The sequence below is a fragment of the Geobacillus sp. 46C-IIa genome (genome assembly GCF_014679505.1).
Taxonomy (GTDB): Bacteria; Bacillota; Bacilli; order Bacillales; family Anoxybacillaceae; genus Geobacillus.
The window spans coordinates 813,944-832,784 of the sequence record NZ_CP061474.1 but is presented as its reverse complement, the minus strand read 5'-3'; the positions used below and the strand labels follow the sequence as shown (position 1 = coordinate 832,784).

Here is an 18,841-nt window from a genome sequence, read left to right as displayed (position 1 = left end):
GAAGTCACACCTTTTTCCCTTTTCAACCTTCTCTATTCAGTATATGATAAATATGGTTTCTTCATAAAACAAAAGCAGCATAGATCGTTTTCATTGAAAGAGCGGGGGGATCAATTTGGATAAAACATCAGTCGTCGGCGCCATCTTGGGCGTGATCGCCGTTGGACTCGGCATGTACTTTAAAGGCGTATCGCCGTCTGTGCTAATCAATCCGGCCGCCCTTTTAATTATTCTCGTCGGGACGGCCGCAGCGGTCACGATCGCTTTTCCGACGCAAGAAATTAAAAAAGTGCCGAAGCTGTTAAAAATCATTTTTACCGAACCGGCGACCCCGACGGTCGAGCAGCTCATTCCGCTGTTCGTCGACTGGGCGAACGTCGCCCGCCGCGAAGGGCTGCTGGCGCTTGAAGCGAAGCTCGACGACATCGACGACCCGTTTTTGCGCAACGGGCTCAGCATGGCGATCGACGGGCAGACGCAAGAGTTCATCCGCGATGTGATGACAGAAGAAATTGCGGCCATGGAAGAGCGTCATGAAGCAAACGCCGCCATTTTTACGCAAGCCGGCACATACGCGCCGACGCTCGGGGTGCTCGGCGCTGTCATCGGCTTGATCGCCGCACTTGGAAACATGGAAAATATCGCTGAACTCGGCCAGGCGATCAGCGCCGCGTTTGTAGCGACACTGCTCGGGATTTTCACCGGCTACGTGCTTTGGCATCCGTTCGCCAACAAATTGCGGCGGAAATCGAAAGAAGAAGCGAAAGTGCGCTACATCATGATTGAAGGGGTGCTGTCCATTTTGGAAGGACAAGCCCCGCGCATGATCGAGCAGAAACTTGCTTCGTATTTGCCGGAAAGCGAGCGGCGCCACGTGCTGACACAAGGAGAAACGGTCAATGGGTAAGAAAAAAAAGAACGAACGCGACGAGCATATAAATGAATCATGGCTTATTCCGTACGCGGATTTACTGACGCTCTTGCTTGCTTTGTTCATCGTCTTGTTTGCAAGCAGCCAAATTGACCAAAAAAAGTTTCAGGAAATCGCGCGCGCCTTCAGCAACGCTTTTGCCGGCGGAACGGGTGTTCTCGATTTTCAAAGCCCGGTGGAGCCAATCACCCCGCCAGCGCAAGATGAAGAAGGGCGGCAACAAGAAAAGCAGCCTTCCCCAGCCGTGAGTGAGCAGGAAAAAGAAGGGCTGGCGCAAGTGAAAGAAAAGATCGACGCCTACATTCGAGAAAACAAGCTCGGCGGAAAACTGCAAACATCGTTGACTGACGAAGGGCTCGCCATTACTATTTTAGACGACATTTTGTTCGACTCCGGCAGCGCGGACGTGCGCATGAAAGACCAGCGCTTGGCGGCGGAAATTTCCGCCTTGCTTGTGATGAATCCGCCGCGCAACGTGATCATTAGCGGCCATACGGACAACGTGCCGATCCATAACGCCCAGTTTGCCTCGAACTGGGAGCTGAGCGTCATGCGCGCCGTCAACTTTATGAAAGTGCTGCTTGAAAACAAGCAGCTTGACCCGCGCTACTTCAGCGCCAAAGGCTACGGCGAATACAAACCGATCGCTTCCAACGCGACAGCCGCCGGACGAATGAAAAATCGGCGCGTGGAAATTTTAGTTTTGCCGCGCACCGAGCTCAACCATCCATAACTGCCCGCCAGAAAAAGACCGCCATCCACCAAGGCGGTCTTTTCACGTTCCGCCGGCCGCACCTTCTCCCGTCCATTGCATCCCCATGTTCCCTTTTCTTTTCGAAAAATGGATATGGCAACAGCAAAACCAGCTTCCCTTGCACTCATCCTTCCTAATAAACAAAGCCGGCTTCCGCCGGCTTGGTTATAGCTTGATCGTCCATTTAATGACCCCCGCTTTGACGAGCGTCTCAACTAAAATAACAACAACCGGGCCGACGAACAGCCCGATGAAGCCGAGTAGCTGGAAGCCGAGATAGACGCTGACGAGCGCCGCGAGCGGAGAAATGCCTAAATTGGTTGAAAACACTTTCGGCTCGATGATCCGGCGCACGACAGTAATGACGACAAACAGAACGATCAGTCCGATGCCGAGTGTGTTATCACCGTTAGCGATGCTGATGATGCCCCACGGAACGAGCACCGAACCGGTCCCTAAAATCGGCAAAATGTCGACGACGACGATGACAAGCGCCATCAGAGCGGCGTAATCGACGCCTAATAAAAGCAGGCCGGCCAGCGCGAGAAAAAACGTAATTAAGCTGAGCAAAAACTGTGCTTTAATAAAGCCGATTCCCGCCTTGCTAAGCTGAGTGACGACCATCCCGAGCCGCTGGCGGGTGCGCTCCGACAAATAGCGGCTCATTCCTTGCTTCAGCTGCGGCAAATCGAGGCAAATGAGAAACAGGGCGATCAAATAAACTAAAAAGTGAATAAAAAACGCCGGGATGGCGGCAATATAATGGACGAGCGACTGCGTCAAATTCGTCGCAAACGACAGCAACATTTGCTGCACCGTATTGACGCCGCGCTCCAATGAATCAATGATTTCTTGCGGAATCGAACTCGAATACGACTGCCACGTTTGGATGAGGTGGTCGAGCACTTTTGTTGTTTCGCTTAGCACGTAAGGGAGCTTTTGCGAGAGCGCCATTACTTGCTGAACGAGAATGACGATTAAAAAGTAAAGCGAAAACCCGACGATCACTAAAAATAACGAAAAAATGACCGTCACGGCATGCGCACGCTTCAACTGATAACTTTCTTGCAAGCGGCGAATAGACGGCTCTAACAGAAGAGCAGTGGCAAGCGCCAATAGAAGCGGCACGCTGTACGGCAAAAGCCACAACCCTAAAGCGAGCAAAAGCGCGATGATAATCCAACGTTTCACATTCGTCCCTCATTTAATCGAAATTTGGCGAAATGATGTTCCATTATAAATATAGCTGACAGTACGCGGGCCGGCAACTATTTTATAAAGAAGCCGGAAAAAGCGGCTTTTGTTCCAGCCGCTTTTTCCGGTTAGGCGCTTTGCCGTAACTCCGCCATATATTGTTTCCCTCGTTGTATTGCCCTTCCCATTTCGACATGGCGACCGCTGCGGGCGAGTTGCCGATTACGTTAACGACAAAACCGAAAAAATATTCTAATTTTAAAAATGAAATTTATCAATATTTTTGTCTGAAACCGCTTTGCCACAAGGAATCGTAAATATATTTTATTTTTTATAATAATTTAAATATTCATGTCATTGACAAAAGAAAACAGGCCACCGATCAGGCGCCTGCCTCATTCCCGAGTTTTATGACCGCCGTTTTTCTTTTTCCTGCCGGTAAAACTCATGAAACATTTTCATTAATGCCCGTTTTTCGATGCGCGAGACGTAGCTTCTTGAAATGCCGAGCTCTTTGGCGATTTCACGCTGCGTTTTCTCACGCTGGCGGCCGAGGCCAAACCGGTTGACGATCACTTCTTTTTCCCGTTCGTCAAGCACGCTAATATATTTTTTTACTTGCTCGAGCTCCATGTTCAGCTGGATTTCATCGACGATATCTTGCCCTTCTGATTTTAAAATATCAAGCAGGCTAATTTCATTTCCTTCTTTGTCTTGACCGATCGGTTCATGAAGGGAAACGTCTTTGCGCGTTTTTTTCAACGAACGCAAGTGCATCAGGATCTCATTTTCAATACAGCGGGCTGCGTATGTCGCGAGTTTCGTCCCCTTGCCAGCTGAATAGCTTTCAATCGCCTTAATCAAACCGATCGTCCCAATCGAAATCAAATCCTCGACTTCTTCCCCTGTATTTTCAAACTTTTTCACAATATGAGCGACGAGGCGCAAATTATGTTCGATGAGCCGGTTGCGGGCCTGCTCATCGCCTTTGGCCATCAGTTCCAAATATTTTTCCTCTTCTTTAGGGCTTAACGGCTGGGGAAACGCATTGTTTTTAATGTACGAGACGAGAAACGTCAGCTCTTTCAACAAAAACGCAAACGCCGAAAAAATGCCGGACATGCTCTCACCCCCGCCTGCTGTCATCGGCGGAAACCGCCTACCGTTATGTATATGCAGGGGGGCCGTTGTCCGTGTCTGGACAAAAAAATTCAGCCGGCCCTTAACGAAGCCGGCTGTGGGCAAACGTGCCACCCGTATCAGTCAACAAACACCATCATTTCTTGTGCGCAGCCCGTCTGCTATTCCCCTCCCATCTCACACACAGACGCCCGCCCTTGTTACACTCCTGCTTCGGCGCTCACTTCCGCAGCGACGACAAGCGCGATCGACGCCGTAATCACAACTGCCATGACGATGGCGAACATCCCCGTTCCCCCCTTGGCCTTCTCGTTTATTTTTATTTTACCAAAGAAGACGGGGAACGCTTCCGCCACATTTTGAACAATTGGTGAAATTCGACTGTCAACAACAGCACGCGCAGCATGCGCTACACTCCTTTATCCCGAGTCAAGTCGAATCGCCCGTCCGTTCCATCCACATCATAAGCCATACCGGTACAATCGACATGAATCTTCTCCCCTTTCAGCCTTATTTTTTAAAACACCCGTTGATGGACAGAACATTTGCGGTCAAGCATCTCCTCCTCGGCCGCACGTGCGAACCGCTCCTCTTCGATGTTCCGCTTCCGCGGCTTTCTCCGTTCAATCGTGATCGTGATAAAAAACAAATGAATCGTCATGCCCGCTCACCTCCTTTCTATGCAAAAAGCCGCAGAAGAAAGGCGCTTCTGCGGCTAAGCGTACAAAAAAGCCGCAGAAAGCGAGACTACCCCCTTCTGCGGCCCGATTGCTGCTTTTCGTGATCGGTGTACGTTCATTCCCGGTCGGCGGAAGGTCGAATAGCCTTTTGATTGAAAACATGCAGCGATGTTGCCCACATCATCATTGTCATTGTCTTCGACCTCCCTTCGGAAATAACGTTGCAAAGGTAATTATATCCAAAATTCATTCTACTGTAAACAATTTTTTTACAAAATAAGCAAAAAGCCTGATTTCCCCTAAACGCCGACATCGGCAATAAAAAACCCGCCTTTCGGCAAAAGGGCGGGTTTACGGTTCGAACGGGTTCTCTTCTTCTTCAAGCTGACAGGCATAACGGGCGGCGCGGCGCGAGCAGTACAACGCCGCCGCCAAACAGCTGGAAACGGCCAGCAAAGCGAACGGTTTTTTCGCTGTCTCAAGCGCTCCCGGGATGATCGCACCTAAATAGAAAAACGCACCGAGCGCGAACAAAACAAGGCTGTACGTCTTGAAGTCGCCCGCCTTCGCGCGCAGCTCATTCCGTTGTCGTTCAGTCACTGCCGATCCCTCCTCTCGCCCCCACTGTACCATAAAGGGCGGAAAAGGAGGAGCGGCAATTTCAGCCAAGCGCTTGCGCCAAATCGTCAAGCAAATCGTTGACGTCTTCAAGGCCGATTGATAAACGGATGAGCCCATCGGTAATGCCAAGCTGTTCGCGTCGCTCTTTCGGGATCGACGCATGTGTCATTTTCCCCGGCAGCGAAATTAAGCTTTCGACCGCTCCTAAACTTTCGGCGAGCGTAAAGAAGCGAACGTGCGACAGCACCGTTTCGGCGCGCTCAAGGCTGCCGACATCAAACGAAATCATGCCGCCGAATCCGCGCATTTGTTTTTTCGCCAGCTCATGGTTCGGATGCTCCGGAAGCCCGGGGTAATACACGCGGGTCACCGCTTGATGCTCAGCCAAAAAGACGGCAATCGCCCGCGCGCTTTGTTCATGCTCTTCCATCCGCACGCCAAGCGTTTTGATCCCGCGCATGAGCAACCACGAGTCTTGCGGCCCAAGGATGCCGCCCGTTGCATTTTGCACGTAATGAAGCCGCTCAGCGAGCTCGGCAGTGCGAACAACCGCCAATCCGGCGACAACGTCGCTGTGGCCGCCTAAATATTTCGTTGCGCTATGGATCACGATATCCGCGCCAAGCTCAAGCGGCGTTTGAAAGTACGGTGTCGAAAACGTGTTATCGACGATCAATAGCAGCCCGTGCGCACGGGCAATGGCGGCCGCTGCTTGCAAGTTGGTAATTTTCAAAAGCGGATTGGTCGGCGTTTCAACGTAAATGGCTTTCGTATTCGGGCGAATGTGCGCCTCGATGTTGGCAATGTCGCTCGTATCGACGAACGTTGCTTCGAGTCCGAACCGGTTTAATACGTTCGCCATCACTCGATACGTGCCGCCATAAACATCATCGGTGAGCACAATATGGTCGCCGCTGTCAAACAGCATCATGACGGCGGTAATCGCCGCCATCCCGGAAGCGAACGCAAATCCGGCCTCGCCGCCTTCAAGGTCAGCAATCAGTTTTTCGAGCGCGGCGCGCGTCGGGTTGCCAGTGCGTGAGTATTCAAATCCTTTATGTTTTCCAACTTCTTCTTGCTTGTATGTGCTCACTTGATAAATCGGAACCGATACCGCCCCTGTATGCGGGTCACCCGGAATGCCGCCATGGATGAGCAGCGTTTTTCGTCTCATGAGGATCCTCCACCTTCGTAAATGTTTTTGCTTAAATACCGCTCGCTTCCGTCGGGGAAAATGACGACGATGTTCGTTCCCGGTCTCGCCCTCTCGGCCTCAAGCAAGGCGGCATGAAAGGCGGCGCCGGACGAGCTGCCGACCAAAAGCCCTTCTTGCCGCGCCAGTTCGCTGACACGGCGGAACGCATCATCGTCGCGGATCGTATAGATGGCATCAAAGTAACCCGGATCCATAAACGGCGGCAAAAATTCCATGCCGATCCCTTCCGTCCGGTGCGGGCCGGGCTCACCGCCTAAAATCGAGCCTTCCGGTTCGACGATGACCGTTTTGATGGCCGTGTTTTTTTCTTTTAAAAACGCCGCCGTCCCCATAAACGTGCCGCCGGAACCGGCGCCGGCAACAAAGACGTCAATCTGTCCATCCAAATCGTCCCACAGCTCCGGGCCGAGCGTCTTATAATACGTCCGTGGGTTGGCCGGATTTTGAAACTGCTGCGGGCAATACGCCCCCGGGATCGTGCGGACGAGCTCTTCCGCTTTGCGGATCGCCCCTTCCATCCCCTCTTCGGTCGGTGTATGGACGATTTGCGCCCCGAGCGCTTTCATCAGCTGCTGCTTTTCGATGCTGAATTTTTCCGGCACACAAAAAATGACGTTTATGTTTTTGCCGATCGCTGCCAGCGCCAAGCCAATGCCGGTGTTGCCGGCCGTCGGCTCGATGATCGTACCTCCTTCCTTCAGTTTCCCCGATTCGAACGCTTCGCGCAACAATTCCTGGCCGAGCCGGTCTTTAATGCTTCCGCCCGGATTGAAATACTCGAGCTTCGCAAACAGCCGGACCCCTTCCGGCAAGGGAAAGCGCGTAATTTCGACGACCGGTGTATGGCCGATCAGCTCATGGATGCTCTTTGCTACCCGCATAGGTGTCACTCCGTTTCTTCACGTCCATTTGGCGGCGGAACGGCAGTGCTTTTACGCTTTCGCTGTTTAGTCTTGCTTTTGCACGACCGCCAGCATCGACAACACAAGCTCAGCCGAATGTTTCGCCGCCGTCTCTAAAAACTGTTCAAACGATACGTCCGACTCTTCGCCGGCAATGTCGGACAGCGCCCGGATGATGACAAACGGCGTTTCGAACTGCACGCACACTTGGGCGATCGCCGCCGCTTCCATTTCGACGGCGCACAGCTCCGGAAACTGGCGGCGCACAAATTCGACGCGCTTCGGATCGTTCATGAATGAATCGCCGGTCGCGATGAGGCCAACTGCCGCTTGGAGGCCGTCAAGCTGGGCCGCCGCTTGTTTCGCTGCCTCGACAAGCGTCTCGTCGGCCCGATAGCGCGCCGGCAGACCGGGCACTTGCCCGTACGCATAACCAAACGCCGTCACATCGACATCATGATGGACGACTTCATCGGAAATCACAAGGTCACCGACACGCAACGATGGCAAAAACCCGCCGGCCGAGCCGGTGTTAATCACAACATCGGGACGGAACCGGTCAAGCAGAAGCGTCGTTCCCATCGCCGCGTTCACCTTGCCGATGCCGGACTTCAGCAACACCGCTTCGACGCCGTCAAGGCGCCCGATGGAAAACTCGCACCCGGCGATCACCACTTCTTCACGCCCTTCCATGCGCGAGCGCAAAATGGCCACTTCCTCTTCCATTGCTCCAATAATGGCTGCTTTCATCGTTCTCCCTCTTTCTATGTCGTTTGTTTTACCGCCTCCATCAGCCAGACGAACGCGTTTTGCTGCGTAAAGGAGACGGAAAAGCCATGGTTGGCAAACAGTGAAGCCAATACGTCGAGCGTCGTGTAATATTCGCGTTCCAAATCATCGGCCAAATCATGGAAACCGCGCGCCCGGGCGGCTTCGACCGCCTGGCGGAACGCTTCTTTGTCACGAAACGCCGTATCAGCAAACACTATTTTACCACCCGAGTGGAGCAGTTGGCTATATTTGGCGATCGCCTTGTCTTTTTCGGCATCAGTCAAATGGTGAAACGCATACGTGCTGGTGATCGTGTCGATCGGTTCGGGCGGCGGCGGAAATTGCAAAAAGTCGCCGTCCATAATGACCGCCTGCCCGCCGAGCTTTTCCGCCGCTTTTTTGCGCATCGGTGCTGATGGTTCAATCCCGTACACTGTTTTTCCGCGCTCGAGCAGCTTTTTCGTTAAATTGCCGGTGCCGACGCCAAATTCGAGCACCACTTGCCCCGCTTTATCGACGACCGTGCTTAAAATGCGGTCATAGCCGGTAAACACGTCGCGGTATTGTTCATCACTACCTTCGACCGATTGGTCGTACGATTCCGCCCATTGTTCGAACAAATCGAGAAATTCCCTGCCCATGTAGTTACACCTCGTAAAGTTTATAATTCCTATAAACATAGTATGTTTTGAGTGATCACTTGTTCTCAATGTATCATATGTTTTTCCTTTGTTCAACGATCATGCTTGTCGTCATTTATATTGTTTCCCCTCATGCCCCGGTGGATGAGGGCGGGAAAATTTGCTACACTGGCGTTGAAAGGAGGCAAAACGATGGTCAACATTTCTCTTGATTTAATCGAGGACAAAGTGGAGTTTTTTGAAGCGGATGATTTACGGACGCTCGAGAAAAAAATTAACGAGCAAATTGAACATAATAAAGCGCTGTTGCTTTCCGTCCACCATGTGTCGCACCAAATGCATGTCATGGAAAACGGAAAGCGGTTTTACAGTGCGGTCGTCCATTTCAAAGCAAAAAAATAACAGGTGCCCATACCCTTTCGGGCACCTGCCTTGCGCCACGTCCAAATGCGCTTCGCACGTTTTCGTTCCCCCGCTGACTGAAGCCATACTTCCCAACCGCGTTACGGCTTTTGCTTCAGTTTTTGCACCTTTGTCGGCTTCCATCCCTCGTTCGTCACCCATTCAATATACACTTTGTAATGGGCGGTTTGGTCCTTCGTGGAAATCGTAGCGACTGCTTTGTTCGGCCCGTTGTTGCCGATAAACCAAACGATCATCTCTTCTGGAGCAATGCCAGTCGCATAGCTGACGGCATCGAGCATTTCTTTCCAGTCGACCGAGTCTTTCTTAAACACCGTTTCGTGCGGCTCTGATTGTGTCGTGCCGATCGGCTGCCATGCTGGGTTGACGATTTCTTTTTCAATGTTCGACCCCGGTGGACCCGGCGTTTCCGTCACCCCGGCTTCCCCTTCCTCCTCGGCAGAGGCTGCCTCGTCCTCTTGCGGTGGCTCCTCCGTTTCGGCCGGCGCGGCTGTTTCCACTTCCACTCGCTTCGCGCTGTTTGCGGCTGTTTTTGCCCCAGCATCAGCCTTCTCGCGGCTTGGCTGACCGCCAAACAGCAAATTCCAAGCTACAATGACAATGAGCAATACGACAATGGCGATCGCCCCGTTCAGCCAGCGGTTGATTTTCCGCTGCTTGGCGCGGGCGGCAAAGCGCGTCCTTGTTTGCGGCACAGTCTCCTCCCCCTTTTTACGCGATTTTCCTGCTGAAAAAGCGGGTTCCCTATATTGGTTCGTTATGTTTGCTCGTTTTTGTCGTAAGCATAAAGCGCCTCGACGGCAGCGGCAAACACGTCGTTCGTCACAGCGCGCCCGCTCGGGCGGTCAAGCTCGACGACGGCAAGGGCATATTTCGGGCGGTCAGCCGGGAAATAGCCGGCAAACCATTTATTAATCAATTCGCCGCCGCCGCTCGTTTTTCCTGTCTCGGCCGTTCCCGATTTGCCGGCGACTGCATACGGCAGCGAGCGGAAGCGGCGCCCGGTTCCGTCTTCTTTCGTGACGACGCCGCGCAAGAGCTGCTGCAGCTGCTCTGCCGTTTCTGGCGCGAGCGGCTCCTTGTCCGTCACCGGTTCGGACGGAAAGGAAAACAGCGTCGTGCCGTTTTTATAGAGCACTTGATCGACGGCCCGCACTTTGAGCGCTTCGCCGCCGCGGGCGATCGTCGCCATCATGTTGGCGACGCCAAGCGGCGAGACGCGCACATCTTTTTGCCCGATCGCCGTTTGCGCCACAGCGAGCGGCACCCGCTTGTCGCGCCGATCGTGCCAAATCGTTCCTTTTCGCTCTTCCGGAAACTGACGAAAATGCTCTTCATGATACACCGCTCCTTCCCAGCCGGCCGTCGGATACAGTCCGAGCTTTTCGGCATACGTCTCGAACGCGTCAATGTCATGTCTGATCAGCTCTTTGCCGAGGGTGGCGAAGGCGTTGTTGCAGCTGACGGCAAAACTGTCGGCTAAGTCGAGCGTGCCGTAATCGTGCTCCTCATCGCGGGTTGTGCCATCAATTTTTTTGCTGCAGTCAAATGTCGTCCCGAACGAGGCAAGCCCTTCATCGAGCGCCGCCGCGGCGATCACGGTCTTAAAGATGGAACCAGGAATTTGCGGCAGCACCATTTGGTTTTCCGCCCCGCGGTTTTTGTACGGATCGCGCGGATCCATATTCGGACGGCTGACTAGAGCAAGCACGCTGTTTGTGTCAATATCAAGCAAAACAAGGCCGCCTTTTTTCAGCCCGTACCGATCCACAATCCGCTCCATCTCTTGCTGTATGTCACGGTCAAGTGTTGTTCGAACAGTCACCGGATAAAACGGGTTGCCCGGGTCGTTATATTTGACATCAAGCCCAAACAGCGGCCGTCCTTCCGCGTCGACGTGATAAAGCAGCTTCGTCTCCCCTTCGGCGAGCAAAAATTCGTCAAACGCCTTTTCGAGCCCTTGAATGCCGGCTTTGGCCTGCGGCGGAAGCGGCCGTTTCGGGTAGCGCGCGCGCAAGAGATCGCGGTCTGGACGGGTAAAGCCGATCACATGCGGGGCGTACACCGTCTCGAGCGCATATTGTTTATTGACGGCAAAAACGCCCGGGATGTGCAAATCGTTGATTTGTTTCATCTGATTCGCGCTTAAAGCAAGCGGCTCGCCATCTTGTTCTAAGACGAACGGCCCGTTCGCCCGTTCGAGCTGGCGGCGGATCTCTTCTTCGGCGACGCCTGTGATGCGGGCGATTTGTTCAATCGGCCATTTCATCGTGTTTAAAAACGGGAACAACACAAGCGAAGGCACGTACCGTTTGGTGAGCGGCTTGCCGTTTCGGTCGACGAACGACCCGCGGCCATCATCGATCATCAATTCTTGTGTGCGCTGAGCGACGCTTTCGGCAATTAAATTATGATTGGCAAACGATTCTGTGTCAATGAGCTGAAGCTGCGCCAGCCGTCCGCCGAGCAGCAGCAGGCCGGCTTGAATGAGCGCCAGCATGGCGATCGTCCGTTTTTTCCACATAAAGAAAACACCTCATCATCAGTTTCGACGAGGTGTTTTCATTTGAAACGTGCCAATGGCCGTGATTTTTCCGCGTTGTTTGCACGGCCTCCCATTTCATGAACCAGCAAAACAGCGCTTATTTGACCGCGACAATTTTCACCAGCATTTCCCCGCCCGGCGTTTGTACGGTCACTTCATCGCCGACGCGGCGGCCGATCAGCGATTTGGCGATCGGCGAATCGTTGGAAATTTTTCCTTCAAACGGGTCGGCCTCGGCGCTGCCGACAATCGTATACGTCTCTTCCTCGCCGTCCGGAAGCTCAATGAACGTCACCGACTTGCCGAGCGAGACGACGTCTGGATTCTCTTTGTCTTCTTCAATGATGACGGCGTTGCGGATCATGTTTTCGAGCATTTGAATGCGCGATTCGACAAACGCCTGCTCATCTTTGGCCGCATCGTATTCCGAGTTTTCCGATAAGTCACCGAACCCCCGTGCAATTTTAATGCGTTCGACAACTTCCTTCCGTTTCACGGTTTTTAAATACTCGAGTTCTTGTTCCAGTTTCTCTTTTCCCTCTTTCGTCATCGGGTACTGCTTTTCATTCGCCATTAATCTCACTCCTCTATGTTCTTCATTATGTAAAACGTACGAACAGAAAAACAACTGTTCGTACGCTTACTTGTTATATAATATATTGTTTTGTCTCTGTTATGTTATTATAAAACCGATTTTTGTTCAAGAACTGTGCGAATTTTTGCCACCATTAAATCGATGGCGACAACATTTTGCCCGCCTTCTGGAATGATCACGTCCGCGTAGCGCTTCGTCGGTTCGACAAACTGGTTGTGCATCGGCCGAACGACGGATAAATATTGGTCAATGACCGAATCAAACGTGCGGCCGCGCTCTTTAATGTCACGGATGAGGCGGCGGATGATGCGGATGTCTGGATCGGTGTCGACATACACTTTAATATCCATTAAATTGCGGAGCCGCTCATCTTCTAAAACAAGAATGCCTTCCAAAATAATGACATCTTTCGGCTCAACGCGGATGACTTGATTCGAGCGGGTATGCAAGGTGTAGTCGTACACCGGCTTGTCGATCGGCTCATAACGAAGCAGTTGATGGACGTGCTCGATCAATAAGTCGTTGTCAAACGCCAGCGGATGGTCGTAATTCGTTTTCAGCCGCTCCTCAAACGGAAGATGGCTTTGGTCTTTGTAATAAAAGTCTTGCTCCAAGACAAGAATCGAGCGGTCGCCGAAATGGTCGTAAATGGCGCGGGCGACGCTCGTCTTCCCCGAACCGGAGCCGCCGGCAACGCCGATGACAACGGGCTTCTTTGCCATCTTAATTCTCCTTTCTCATCATGTTGTACGGGAAGAGGGGGCGCTTGACTTTGAACTTGACGATTTGCAGCGGATGGCGCGCCGCATCGAGCTCGTTGCCGTCTTCGTCCCAAATTTTTTCAATGACTTGGGTAAAGTTTTCGATTTCCGGGCCAAAAAATTCGACTTCGTCGCCTGGTTTAAAATGGTTGCGCTGCTGGATGGTGGCGATGCCCGTCTCCCGGTCGTAATCAAGCACCAAGCCGGCAAACTCATGCGTCGTTTTTCGGCTGTGCGTGCCATACATATGGTTTGTGTAGTCAGGAAAGCCTTCAAAAAACGACGAAGCCGTTTCACGGTTGGCGCATTTGTCGAGCTCGCGCACCCACTCTTCACGGATCGTGAAATGGTCGGGATCGGCGCAGTAGGCATCGATCACTTTCCGGTATACGCTGACGACCGTCGCCACGTAATGGATCGATTTCATCCGCCCTTCAATTTTCAAGCTGTCGACGCCAAGTTCAATCATCACCGGAATGGCGCGGATCAAGTTCAAGTCTTTCGCGCTCATGGCAAACGGGGCGTCGCTTTCCGAAAACAGAGGAATTTCGCGGCCGTCGGACAGCTGGTATAAATCGTAATCCCAGCGGCATGACTGACAGCACCCGCCGCGGTTTGAATCACGGGCCGTCATATGATTGCTCAATACGCAGCGGCCGGAGTAGGCAGAGCACATCGCACCGTGGATGAACGCTTCGATTTCAATATCGACTTTCTCCTTAATTTGCCGAATTTCCTCGGCGCTCACTTCACGAGCGAGCACGACCCGCTCGAGCCCTTCCTCTTTCCAAAACTGGACCGCTTTCCAGTTGGCGAGCGACTGTTGCGTGCTTAAATGCACTTCGAGCTTCGGCGCCACCCGGCGCGCCGTTTCGATGATGAGCGGGTCGGCGACGATAATGCCGTGAACGCCGGCCTCCTCTAGCGCCCGCAAATAGTCGTCAAGGCCGGGAATGTTTTCGTTATGAGCGTAAATGTTGGCCGTTACGTACACCTTTGCCCCATACCGGTTGGCAAATTCAACCCCTTCACGAATTTCCTCGATCGTAAAGTTGTCAGCATTCGCGCGCAAGCTGTATTCTTGGCCGCCGATAAAGACGGCGTCCGCCCCGTAATGGACGGCGATTTTCAGCTTTTCTAAGTTGCCGGCCGGCGCCAGCAACTCCGGCTTTTTCACGATGACGCGCTTGCCGTCAACGATCTCGGAAATGCGATCATTTTTCAGCAACATGCCGTTTCCCTCCTTTTTCAATAAATCGTCTCTTTGAAGAAAAATCCGGTGTCAATCCGGCGGTGCGGCGGCTGGAGCGCTTCAACCGCAGCGAGCAAATCGTCTTTCTCCCTCTCGTATCGCTCACGGTCATCGGCGCATACATCGATGGCGCGGCGGTACAGCTTTGTCACTTCCGTGATGTAGCGCGGTTCATGCAAAATGCCGTCGATTTTAAAGCTGTCAATGCCGGCATCGATCATGTCGCCGAGCTCGTCAATGATGCAAAGATCGTTTGGGCTCATAATGTGCGTGCCGTTTTCGTCTTCAAAAATCGGGTATTTATAGTCGCGCTCCTTGTCGTACAGGAACATCCCTTTTTCGTACTTTTTCCGTTCGATTTCCATCACTTTTCCTTGATACTCAAAATAGTTGCCAATCAGCGAACGCTTCGACTGATACATGCACGTCATGCCATGCACTTGCACTTCAATTTCCACTTCAGCATGGGCTTTGATTTCCAAAATGGCGTCCATATTCAGCTCGCGCGCCAAGACGGCGCGTTTCGCCCCTTTTCGCCCCCAGTAGTTGCACGTGTACCAATTTGTCGCTGTCGTTTCCGTGCTCCAATGGAGCTTCATATGCGGAGCGGTTTCTCGCACCGTCAGCAAAACAGCTGGGTCGCCAAAAACGATAGCGTCCGCGCCTACGCCGGCGACAAAAGCGACGTAATCAGCAAGCTCGTCCACTTTGTCATTATGAAAAATGGCGTTCATCGCCACATAAACGCTCATGCCGTGCCGGCGGGCCGCTTCGACGGCCGCGGCGACATCGGTGCGGGAAAACTCCCCAGCGAGCCGCAAGCCATAGCGCTGTTCGCCGACAATGATGGCATCCGCTCCTGCTTCTGCCAGTTCATCAATATGGGAAACGCTCGTCGGCGTGACGAGCAATTCCGGTTTTTTCATTCTCGTTCACCTCGTTTTTTCGATATAGCGAGCCCATCACCGACCGGAATGATGACCGTGTCATAATCGCTCCGGGCCATCAGCCACTCATTATAGCGGCGAATTTTTTGCGCGATATTCCAAAGCCGCTTATTATCCGCGGGCGTTTCGGCGGCGACGAGCCCTTTAAACAGCACGTTGTCACTGATAATGAGGCCGCCTTCAGCGAGAAACGGTTCATAAAGCGTAAAAAAGCGCTTGTATTGCCCTTTGGCGGCGTCGATAAACAGCGCATCAAACGGCGCAGCGGCGGCCACGCCAGCCTCAACCGCAAGCGCATCGCCGAAGACCGCCTCGATTTGCCGCCCGGTGTTTGTCTTTCCGATATAAAAACGGGCGCGTTCGTACCGCTCCCGGTCTTTTTCAATCGTCACAATGCGCGCCCCCGGCAGCGCTTTCGCCATCCGGATCGCCGAATAGCCGATCGCTGTGCCGATTTCCAAAATGTGGCGCGGTTTGGCGGTTTTCAACACGAACAGCAGCACTTCCATGCTCACCGGATCCATAATCGGCACGCGATGTTCATGCGCGTACCGCTCCATTTCTGCGATATCCGGATCCGGCGCTGGGCGCAGCTGCTGCAAATAATGAACGACGTCTTTGGCAAGCAAGACGATTCCTCCCCGGCATCAACAGAGTGAAAAGCGCCTGCCTGGAGCCGGAGGGCGGCCCAAAGGTTTGCGCTTCATCAACATGAAAAATAAGAGCCGCAAATGGACTCTTATCGTCAGCCTGTTCAACTTTATCTATACTATCATAAAAAGGCGAAAAAGCGAAGCCGTTTGGCCCGATCGGCCAGCAACTTCCGTTTTGCTCTATTGTTTCCCAATATGCTTCGCTTTTTCCCGGTTATGCTCCGCCAACGTCTTCGTAAAAATGACGTCGCCGGCCGGCGTGGCCAAAAAGTATAAATAGTCGGTTGCCGCCGGCTTGAGCGCCGCTTTAATCGACATCTCGCCGGCATTGGCAATCGGCCCCGGCGGCAGCCCTTTATGAATGTACGTATTGTACGGCGAATCGACTTTCAAGTCTTTGTAAAAGACGCGCTCTTTATGCTTGCCGAGCGCGTATAAGACCGTCGGATCGGTTTGCAGCGGCATGCCAAGGCGCAGCCGGTTGTAAAACACGCTGGCAATTTTCTCGCGGTCGGCTTTTTCAGTCGCCTCCTCCTCTATTAATGACGCCATCGTCAACAGTCGATGCGGCGACAGTTGTTTTTCCTTCATCGCGTCCTTGTACGTGTCAAGCACCGCTGCCGTTTTGGCGACCATCGCTTCAATGATCTCCTTAAGCGGCGGCTTTTTGTCGGCAAACACATAGGTGGCCGGAAACAAGTAGCCTTCAAGCGGATAGCGGATATTTTTATGAAAAATGTCGCTCGTTAATAAGTCCGGATATGTTTTCCTCAGCCGTTCAATGTACGCGCGATCGTTGAGGAGCTTCATAGTCTCTTCTCGCTTGTACCCCGTTTTCGCGGCGATGATGTCGGCGATTTGCACAAGCTGCGACCCTTCGGGGATCGTCAACTTTAATCCGATTTTCAGCGACTTCCCAGTTTTTAATAGCTCGATGATGCGCGTCATCGGCATCGCCCGCGTCAGCTCATACTCCCCGGCTTGAAAGCCGGACTCGTTTTTCCAACGAACGTAGTAGCGGAAAACAGCCGCGCTTTTAATGAGTTGCTTTTGTTCGAGTTGTTCGGCAATATCCGCCACCGATGAACCGATCGGAACGGAAACATGAACCGGGGTGCGGTCGTCCGGGTCGACCGGCTCGAACGCGGAGCGGATGTATAGGAAACCACTGGCGCCGGCGATGACGATCGCTGCCAGCAAGACGGCGCAAACGATCAAGACGATTTTCCGCACAAGCCGTGCCTTAGGCGCCTGAAAATCGCTCTGTTCCATCTTCAGCCTCCTTTCATCGGTCATATTATACTACAAATTTCTTCATTTTTCGCCCTTTAACGATAAGAAATACACCTGCTCCCATCGATGCTGAACCCGGCCGCTCAATCCATTCACCGAAAAGAGGTTACAGGCAACGCTTTTTCGCCTCTTAGGAATCAAAAGGATCGCCCAAGATGCACACGTAATTCAACACAAAAGGTTCATGCGCAACGTGTTATCCCTGTCCAAGCAAAAATGGCAGCTCAAAGTGCCTTCATCTTCACCGAAAAAGGTCCGTAAGCAGCGGGCTGCCCTCCACCCTGGGATGAAAATCACGCGCCAGTGCGGCATTTTCACGGAATACCCGCATGGATCATGAGCGTATACCGCATTCGCCAAGTAGCGGGGATTTTCACGAAAAAAAGGTCTATAGGCAACGTTTGACCTCCATCTAGGCATGAAAATAATCGCTCAAGGCACGCGTGTCCACAGAAAAAGCGGCCGCCTCTAGGCAGCCGCTTCGTTCGTTACGCTTCGCCTTCCTCTTGTTCGGCGCAAAACGTATTCCATACTTCTTCGATCATATCCCATTCTTCTTCCGTCTCAATCGGAAGCAGTTCACCTTCCTCATTCTCATCGCCAGGGATAAAGGCAGAAACGTGCACTTCCGTCTCACCGTCTTCGTCTTCAGCCTCGGCGCCGACCGGATAGTAAAACACGTACGATTTGCCGAAATCATCCGATTCAAACGTAAACAAAATTTCACACAGCTGCTCGTTGCCGTGTTCATCGACAACGGTAATATGACGATCTCCATGTTCCATTGACGCTTCCTCCCATTCACCGTTTACTGTCTACTGTCCAAGTACGATTGCAAAATGACGGCCGCCGCCATTTTGTCGATCACTTTCCGCCGCTTTTTCCGGCTCACATCGGCAGCGATCAGCATCCGCTCGGCAGCCATCGTCGACAGCCGTTCATCCCAAAGCACGACCGGCAAAGAAAATTCCTCGCGCAGCTTGGCGGCAAACCGCTCGCTCGCCTCGGCGCGCGGCCCGAGCGTGCCGTTCATGTTTTTCGGCCATCCGACAACGATCGCATCGACGCCATATTCATCGATGATGGCGCGCAGCCGCTCTAAACCATAGTTGCCGCGCTCCTCATCGATGGCGATCGTCTCCAAGCCTTGCGCCGTCCAGCCGAGTTCATCGCTGACGGCCACCCCGAGCGTTTTCGTTCCGAGATCTAGTCCTAGCGTGCGCATCGGTTAATCCTTTCGTTGCCCCTGTAAATAGAATTTCACCAATTCCTCGATTAATTCGTCGCGCTCGATTTTGCGGATGAGTGTGCGCGCATCGTTATGGCGCGGGATGTAAGCCGGGTCGCCGGACAACAAGTAGCCGACAATTTGGTTGATCGGGTTGTAGCCTTTTTCTTGCAGGGCGTCATACACCGTCAACAGCACCTCGCGAACGTTCGTTTCGGCCGGCTCCTCCGGGAAATGAAACTGCATCGTTTGGTCAAACGAGCTCACCGTTTCCACCTCGCTCTTTATTCGGGC

Annotated in this window: 23 protein-coding genes; 3 read left to right on the top strand and 20 right to left on the bottom strand. The window is 52.8% G+C overall.

The window, feature by feature from the left end; genetic code table 11:
• Positions 1-115 precede the first annotated feature (115 nt).
• On the top strand, positions 116-907 hold the full coding sequence (gene motA / locus IC803_RS04215) for a flagellar motor stator protein MotA (RefSeq protein ID WP_081208356.1): 792 nt from the start codon (positions 116-118) through the stop codon (positions 905-907).
• Entirely contained in the window at positions 900-1,664 is a 765-nt protein-coding gene (motB, locus tag IC803_RS04210) for a flagellar motor protein MotB (protein WP_081208358.1), read from the top strand. Before motA ends, motB begins: the two co-directional genes overlap by 8 nt.
• Before the next feature lie 186 nt (positions 1,665-1,850).
• On the opposite strand, the gene ytvI is transcribed toward motB, so the two are convergent.
• From ytvI to IC803_RS04165, 9 genes are all read right to left on the bottom strand, one after another.
• Complete coding sequence (ytvI, locus tag IC803_RS04205) at positions 1,851-2,876, bottom strand: sporulation integral membrane protein YtvI (protein WP_081208360.1); 1,026 nt, start codon at positions 2,874-2,876, stop codon at positions 1,851-1,853.
• A 411-nt stretch (positions 2,877-3,287) separates the two neighbouring features.
• Positions 3,288-4,001 carry an RNA polymerase sporulation sigma factor SigK gene (gene sigK / locus IC803_RS04200; RefSeq protein ID WP_081208362.1) on the bottom strand — a complete coding sequence of 238 codons (714 nt, stop codon included), beginning with the start codon at positions 3,999-4,001 and terminating at the stop codon, positions 3,288-3,290.
• Positions 4,002-4,219: 218 nt separating this feature from the next.
• On the bottom strand, positions 4,220-4,375 hold the full coding sequence (locus IC803_RS04195) for a hypothetical protein (protein WP_158083286.1): 156 nt from the start codon (positions 4,373-4,375) through the stop codon (positions 4,220-4,222).
• Positions 4,376-4,536: 161 nt separating this feature from the next.
• Entirely contained in the window at positions 4,537-4,680 is a 144-nt protein-coding gene (locus IC803_RS04190) for a YrzI family small protein (RefSeq protein WP_081208364.1), read from the bottom strand.
• Between the two features lie 370 nt (positions 4,681-5,050).
• Entirely contained in the window at positions 5,051-5,299 is a 249-nt protein-coding gene (locus tag IC803_RS04185) for a YrhC family protein (protein ID WP_081208366.1), read from the bottom strand.
• Between the two features lie 61 nt (positions 5,300-5,360).
• On the bottom strand, positions 5,361-6,494 hold the full coding sequence (locus tag IC803_RS04180) for a bifunctional cystathionine gamma-lyase/homocysteine desulfhydrase (protein ID WP_081208368.1): 1,134 nt from the start codon (positions 6,492-6,494) through the stop codon (positions 5,361-5,363).
• Positions 6,491-7,417: a PLP-dependent cysteine synthase family protein gene (locus IC803_RS04175; protein ID WP_081208370.1), complete on the bottom strand. Its 927-nt coding sequence runs from the start codon at positions 7,415-7,417 to the stop codon at positions 6,491-6,493. Before IC803_RS04175 ends, IC803_RS04180 begins: the two co-directional genes overlap by 4 nt.
• 66 nt (positions 7,418-7,483) lie before the next feature.
• Complete coding sequence (gene mtnN / locus IC803_RS04170) at positions 7,484-8,188, bottom strand: 5'-methylthioadenosine/S-adenosylhomocysteine nucleosidase (RefSeq protein ID WP_081208372.1); 705 nt, start codon at positions 8,186-8,188, stop codon at positions 7,484-7,486.
• 14 nt (positions 8,189-8,202) lie between these two features.
• The gene (locus IC803_RS04165) at positions 8,203-8,850 is read right to left on the bottom strand and encodes a class I SAM-dependent methyltransferase (RefSeq protein WP_081208374.1); all 648 of its coding nucleotides are present in this window, start codon (positions 8,848-8,850) and stop codon (positions 8,203-8,205) included.
• 192 nt (positions 8,851-9,042) lie between these two features.
• Here IC803_RS04165 and IC803_RS04160 point away from each other — a divergent pair, with 192 nt between their 5' ends.
• Entirely contained in the window at positions 9,043-9,252 is a 210-nt protein-coding gene (locus tag IC803_RS04160; RefSeq protein WP_063165193.1) for a YrzA family protein, read from the top strand.
• Positions 9,253-9,353: 101 nt separating this feature from the next.
• On the opposite strand, the gene IC803_RS04155 is transcribed toward IC803_RS04160, so the two are convergent.
• The 11 genes from IC803_RS04155 to IC803_RS04105 all read right to left on the bottom strand — a co-directional run bounded on the left by IC803_RS04155 (position 9,354) and on the right by IC803_RS04105 (position 18,814).
• The gene (locus IC803_RS04155; RefSeq protein WP_081208376.1) at positions 9,354-9,968 is read right to left on the bottom strand and encodes a YrrS family protein; all 615 of its coding nucleotides are present in this window, start codon (positions 9,966-9,968) and stop codon (positions 9,354-9,356) included.
• Positions 9,969-10,030: 62 nt separating this feature from the next.
• The gene (locus IC803_RS04150) at positions 10,031-11,797 is read right to left on the bottom strand and encodes a peptidoglycan D,D-transpeptidase FtsI family protein (RefSeq protein WP_081208378.1); all 1,767 of its coding nucleotides are present in this window, start codon (positions 11,795-11,797) and stop codon (positions 10,031-10,033) included.
• Between the two features lie 118 nt (positions 11,798-11,915).
• Positions 11,916-12,392, bottom strand: a complete 477-nt coding sequence (gene greA, locus IC803_RS04145) for a transcription elongation factor GreA (RefSeq protein ID WP_044730751.1) — start codon at positions 12,390-12,392, stop codon at positions 11,916-11,918.
• Between the two features lie 107 nt (positions 12,393-12,499).
• Positions 12,500-13,135, bottom strand: a complete 636-nt coding sequence (gene udk, locus IC803_RS04140; protein WP_063165190.1) for a uridine kinase — start codon at positions 13,133-13,135, stop codon at positions 12,500-12,502.
• A 1-nt stretch (position 13,136) separates the two neighbouring features.
• A complete protein-coding gene (locus IC803_RS04135; RefSeq protein ID WP_081208380.1) occupies positions 13,137-14,405 on the bottom strand; it encodes a peptidase U32 family protein in 1,269 nt (422 codons plus the stop codon).
• Between the two features lie 17 nt (positions 14,406-14,422).
• Positions 14,423-15,352, bottom strand: a complete 930-nt coding sequence (locus IC803_RS04130) for a peptidase U32 family protein (RefSeq protein WP_081208382.1) — start codon at positions 15,350-15,352, stop codon at positions 14,423-14,425.
• The gene (locus IC803_RS04125) at positions 15,349-16,002 is read right to left on the bottom strand and encodes an O-methyltransferase (RefSeq protein ID WP_081208384.1); all 654 of its coding nucleotides are present in this window, start codon (positions 16,000-16,002) and stop codon (positions 15,349-15,351) included. Before IC803_RS04125 ends, IC803_RS04130 begins: the two co-directional genes overlap by 4 nt.
• A gap of 204 nt (positions 16,003-16,206) precedes the next feature.
• Complete coding sequence (gene mltG / locus IC803_RS04120) at positions 16,207-17,298, bottom strand: endolytic transglycosylase MltG (protein WP_081208386.1); 1,092 nt, start codon at positions 17,296-17,298, stop codon at positions 16,207-16,209.
• A 509-nt stretch (positions 17,299-17,807) separates the two neighbouring features.
• Positions 17,808-18,104, bottom strand: a complete 297-nt coding sequence (locus IC803_RS04115; protein ID WP_063165185.1) for a DUF1292 domain-containing protein — start codon at positions 18,102-18,104, stop codon at positions 17,808-17,810.
• Positions 18,105-18,127: 23 nt separating this feature from the next.
• Positions 18,128-18,544: a Holliday junction resolvase RuvX gene (gene ruvX, locus IC803_RS04110; RefSeq protein WP_081208388.1), complete on the bottom strand. Its 417-nt coding sequence runs from the start codon at positions 18,542-18,544 to the stop codon at positions 18,128-18,130.
• A gap of 3 nt (positions 18,545-18,547) precedes the next feature.
• The gene (locus tag IC803_RS04105) at positions 18,548-18,814 is read right to left on the bottom strand and encodes an IreB family regulatory phosphoprotein (protein WP_063165183.1); all 267 of its coding nucleotides are present in this window, start codon (positions 18,812-18,814) and stop codon (positions 18,548-18,550) included.
• Positions 18,815-18,841 lie beyond the last annotated feature (27 nt).

Coding starts and splice junctions, on each gene's coding strand:
- motB (WP_081208358.1), top strand. CDS start 900: ATGGGTAAGAAAAAAAAGAACGAACGCGACGAGCATATAAATGAATCA.
- sigK (WP_081208362.1), bottom strand. CDS start 4,001: ATGTCCGGCATTTTTTCGGCGTTTGCGTTTTTGTTGAAAGAGCTGACG.
- IC803_RS04190 (WP_081208364.1), bottom strand. CDS start 4,680: ATGACGATTCATTTGTTTTTTATCACGATCACGATTGAACGGAGAAAG.
- IC803_RS04180 (WP_081208368.1), bottom strand. CDS start 6,494: ATGAGACGAAAAACGCTGCTCATCCATGGCGGCATTCCGGGTGACCCG.
- IC803_RS04175 (WP_081208370.1), bottom strand. CDS start 7,417: ATGCGGGTAGCAAAGAGCATCCATGAGCTGATCGGCCATACACCGGTC.
- mtnN (WP_081208372.1), bottom strand. CDS start 8,188: ATGAAAGCAGCCATTATTGGAGCAATGGAAGAGGAAGTGGCCATTTTG.
- IC803_RS04165 (WP_081208374.1), bottom strand. CDS start 8,850: ATGGGCAGGGAATTTCTCGATTTGTTCGAACAATGGGCGGAATCGTAC.
- IC803_RS04160 (WP_063165193.1), top strand. CDS start 9,043: ATGGTCAACATTTCTCTTGATTTAATCGAGGACAAAGTGGAGTTTTTT.
- IC803_RS04150 (WP_081208378.1), bottom strand. CDS start 11,797: ATGTGGAAAAAACGGACGATCGCCATGCTGGCGCTCATTCAAGCCGGC.
- greA (WP_044730751.1), bottom strand. CDS start 12,392: ATGGCGAATGAAAAGCAGTACCCGATGACGAAAGAGGGAAAAGAGAAA.
- udk (WP_063165190.1), bottom strand. CDS start 13,135: ATGGCAAAGAAGCCCGTTGTCATCGGCGTTGCCGGCGGCTCCGGTTCG.
- IC803_RS04135 (WP_081208380.1), bottom strand. CDS start 14,405: ATGTTGCTGAAAAATGATCGCATTTCCGAGATCGTTGACGGCAAGCGC.
- IC803_RS04130 (WP_081208382.1), bottom strand. CDS start 15,352: ATGAAAAAACCGGAATTGCTCGTCACGCCGACGAGCGTTTCCCATATT.
- mltG (WP_081208386.1), bottom strand. CDS start 17,298: ATGGAACAGAGCGATTTTCAGGCGCCTAAGGCACGGCTTGTGCGGAAA.
- IC803_RS04115 (WP_063165185.1), bottom strand. CDS start 18,104: ATGGAACATGGAGATCGTCATATTACCGTTGTCGATGAACACGGCAAC.
- ruvX (WP_081208388.1), bottom strand. CDS start 18,544: ATGCGCACGCTAGGACTAGATCTCGGAACGAAAACGCTCGGGGTGGCC.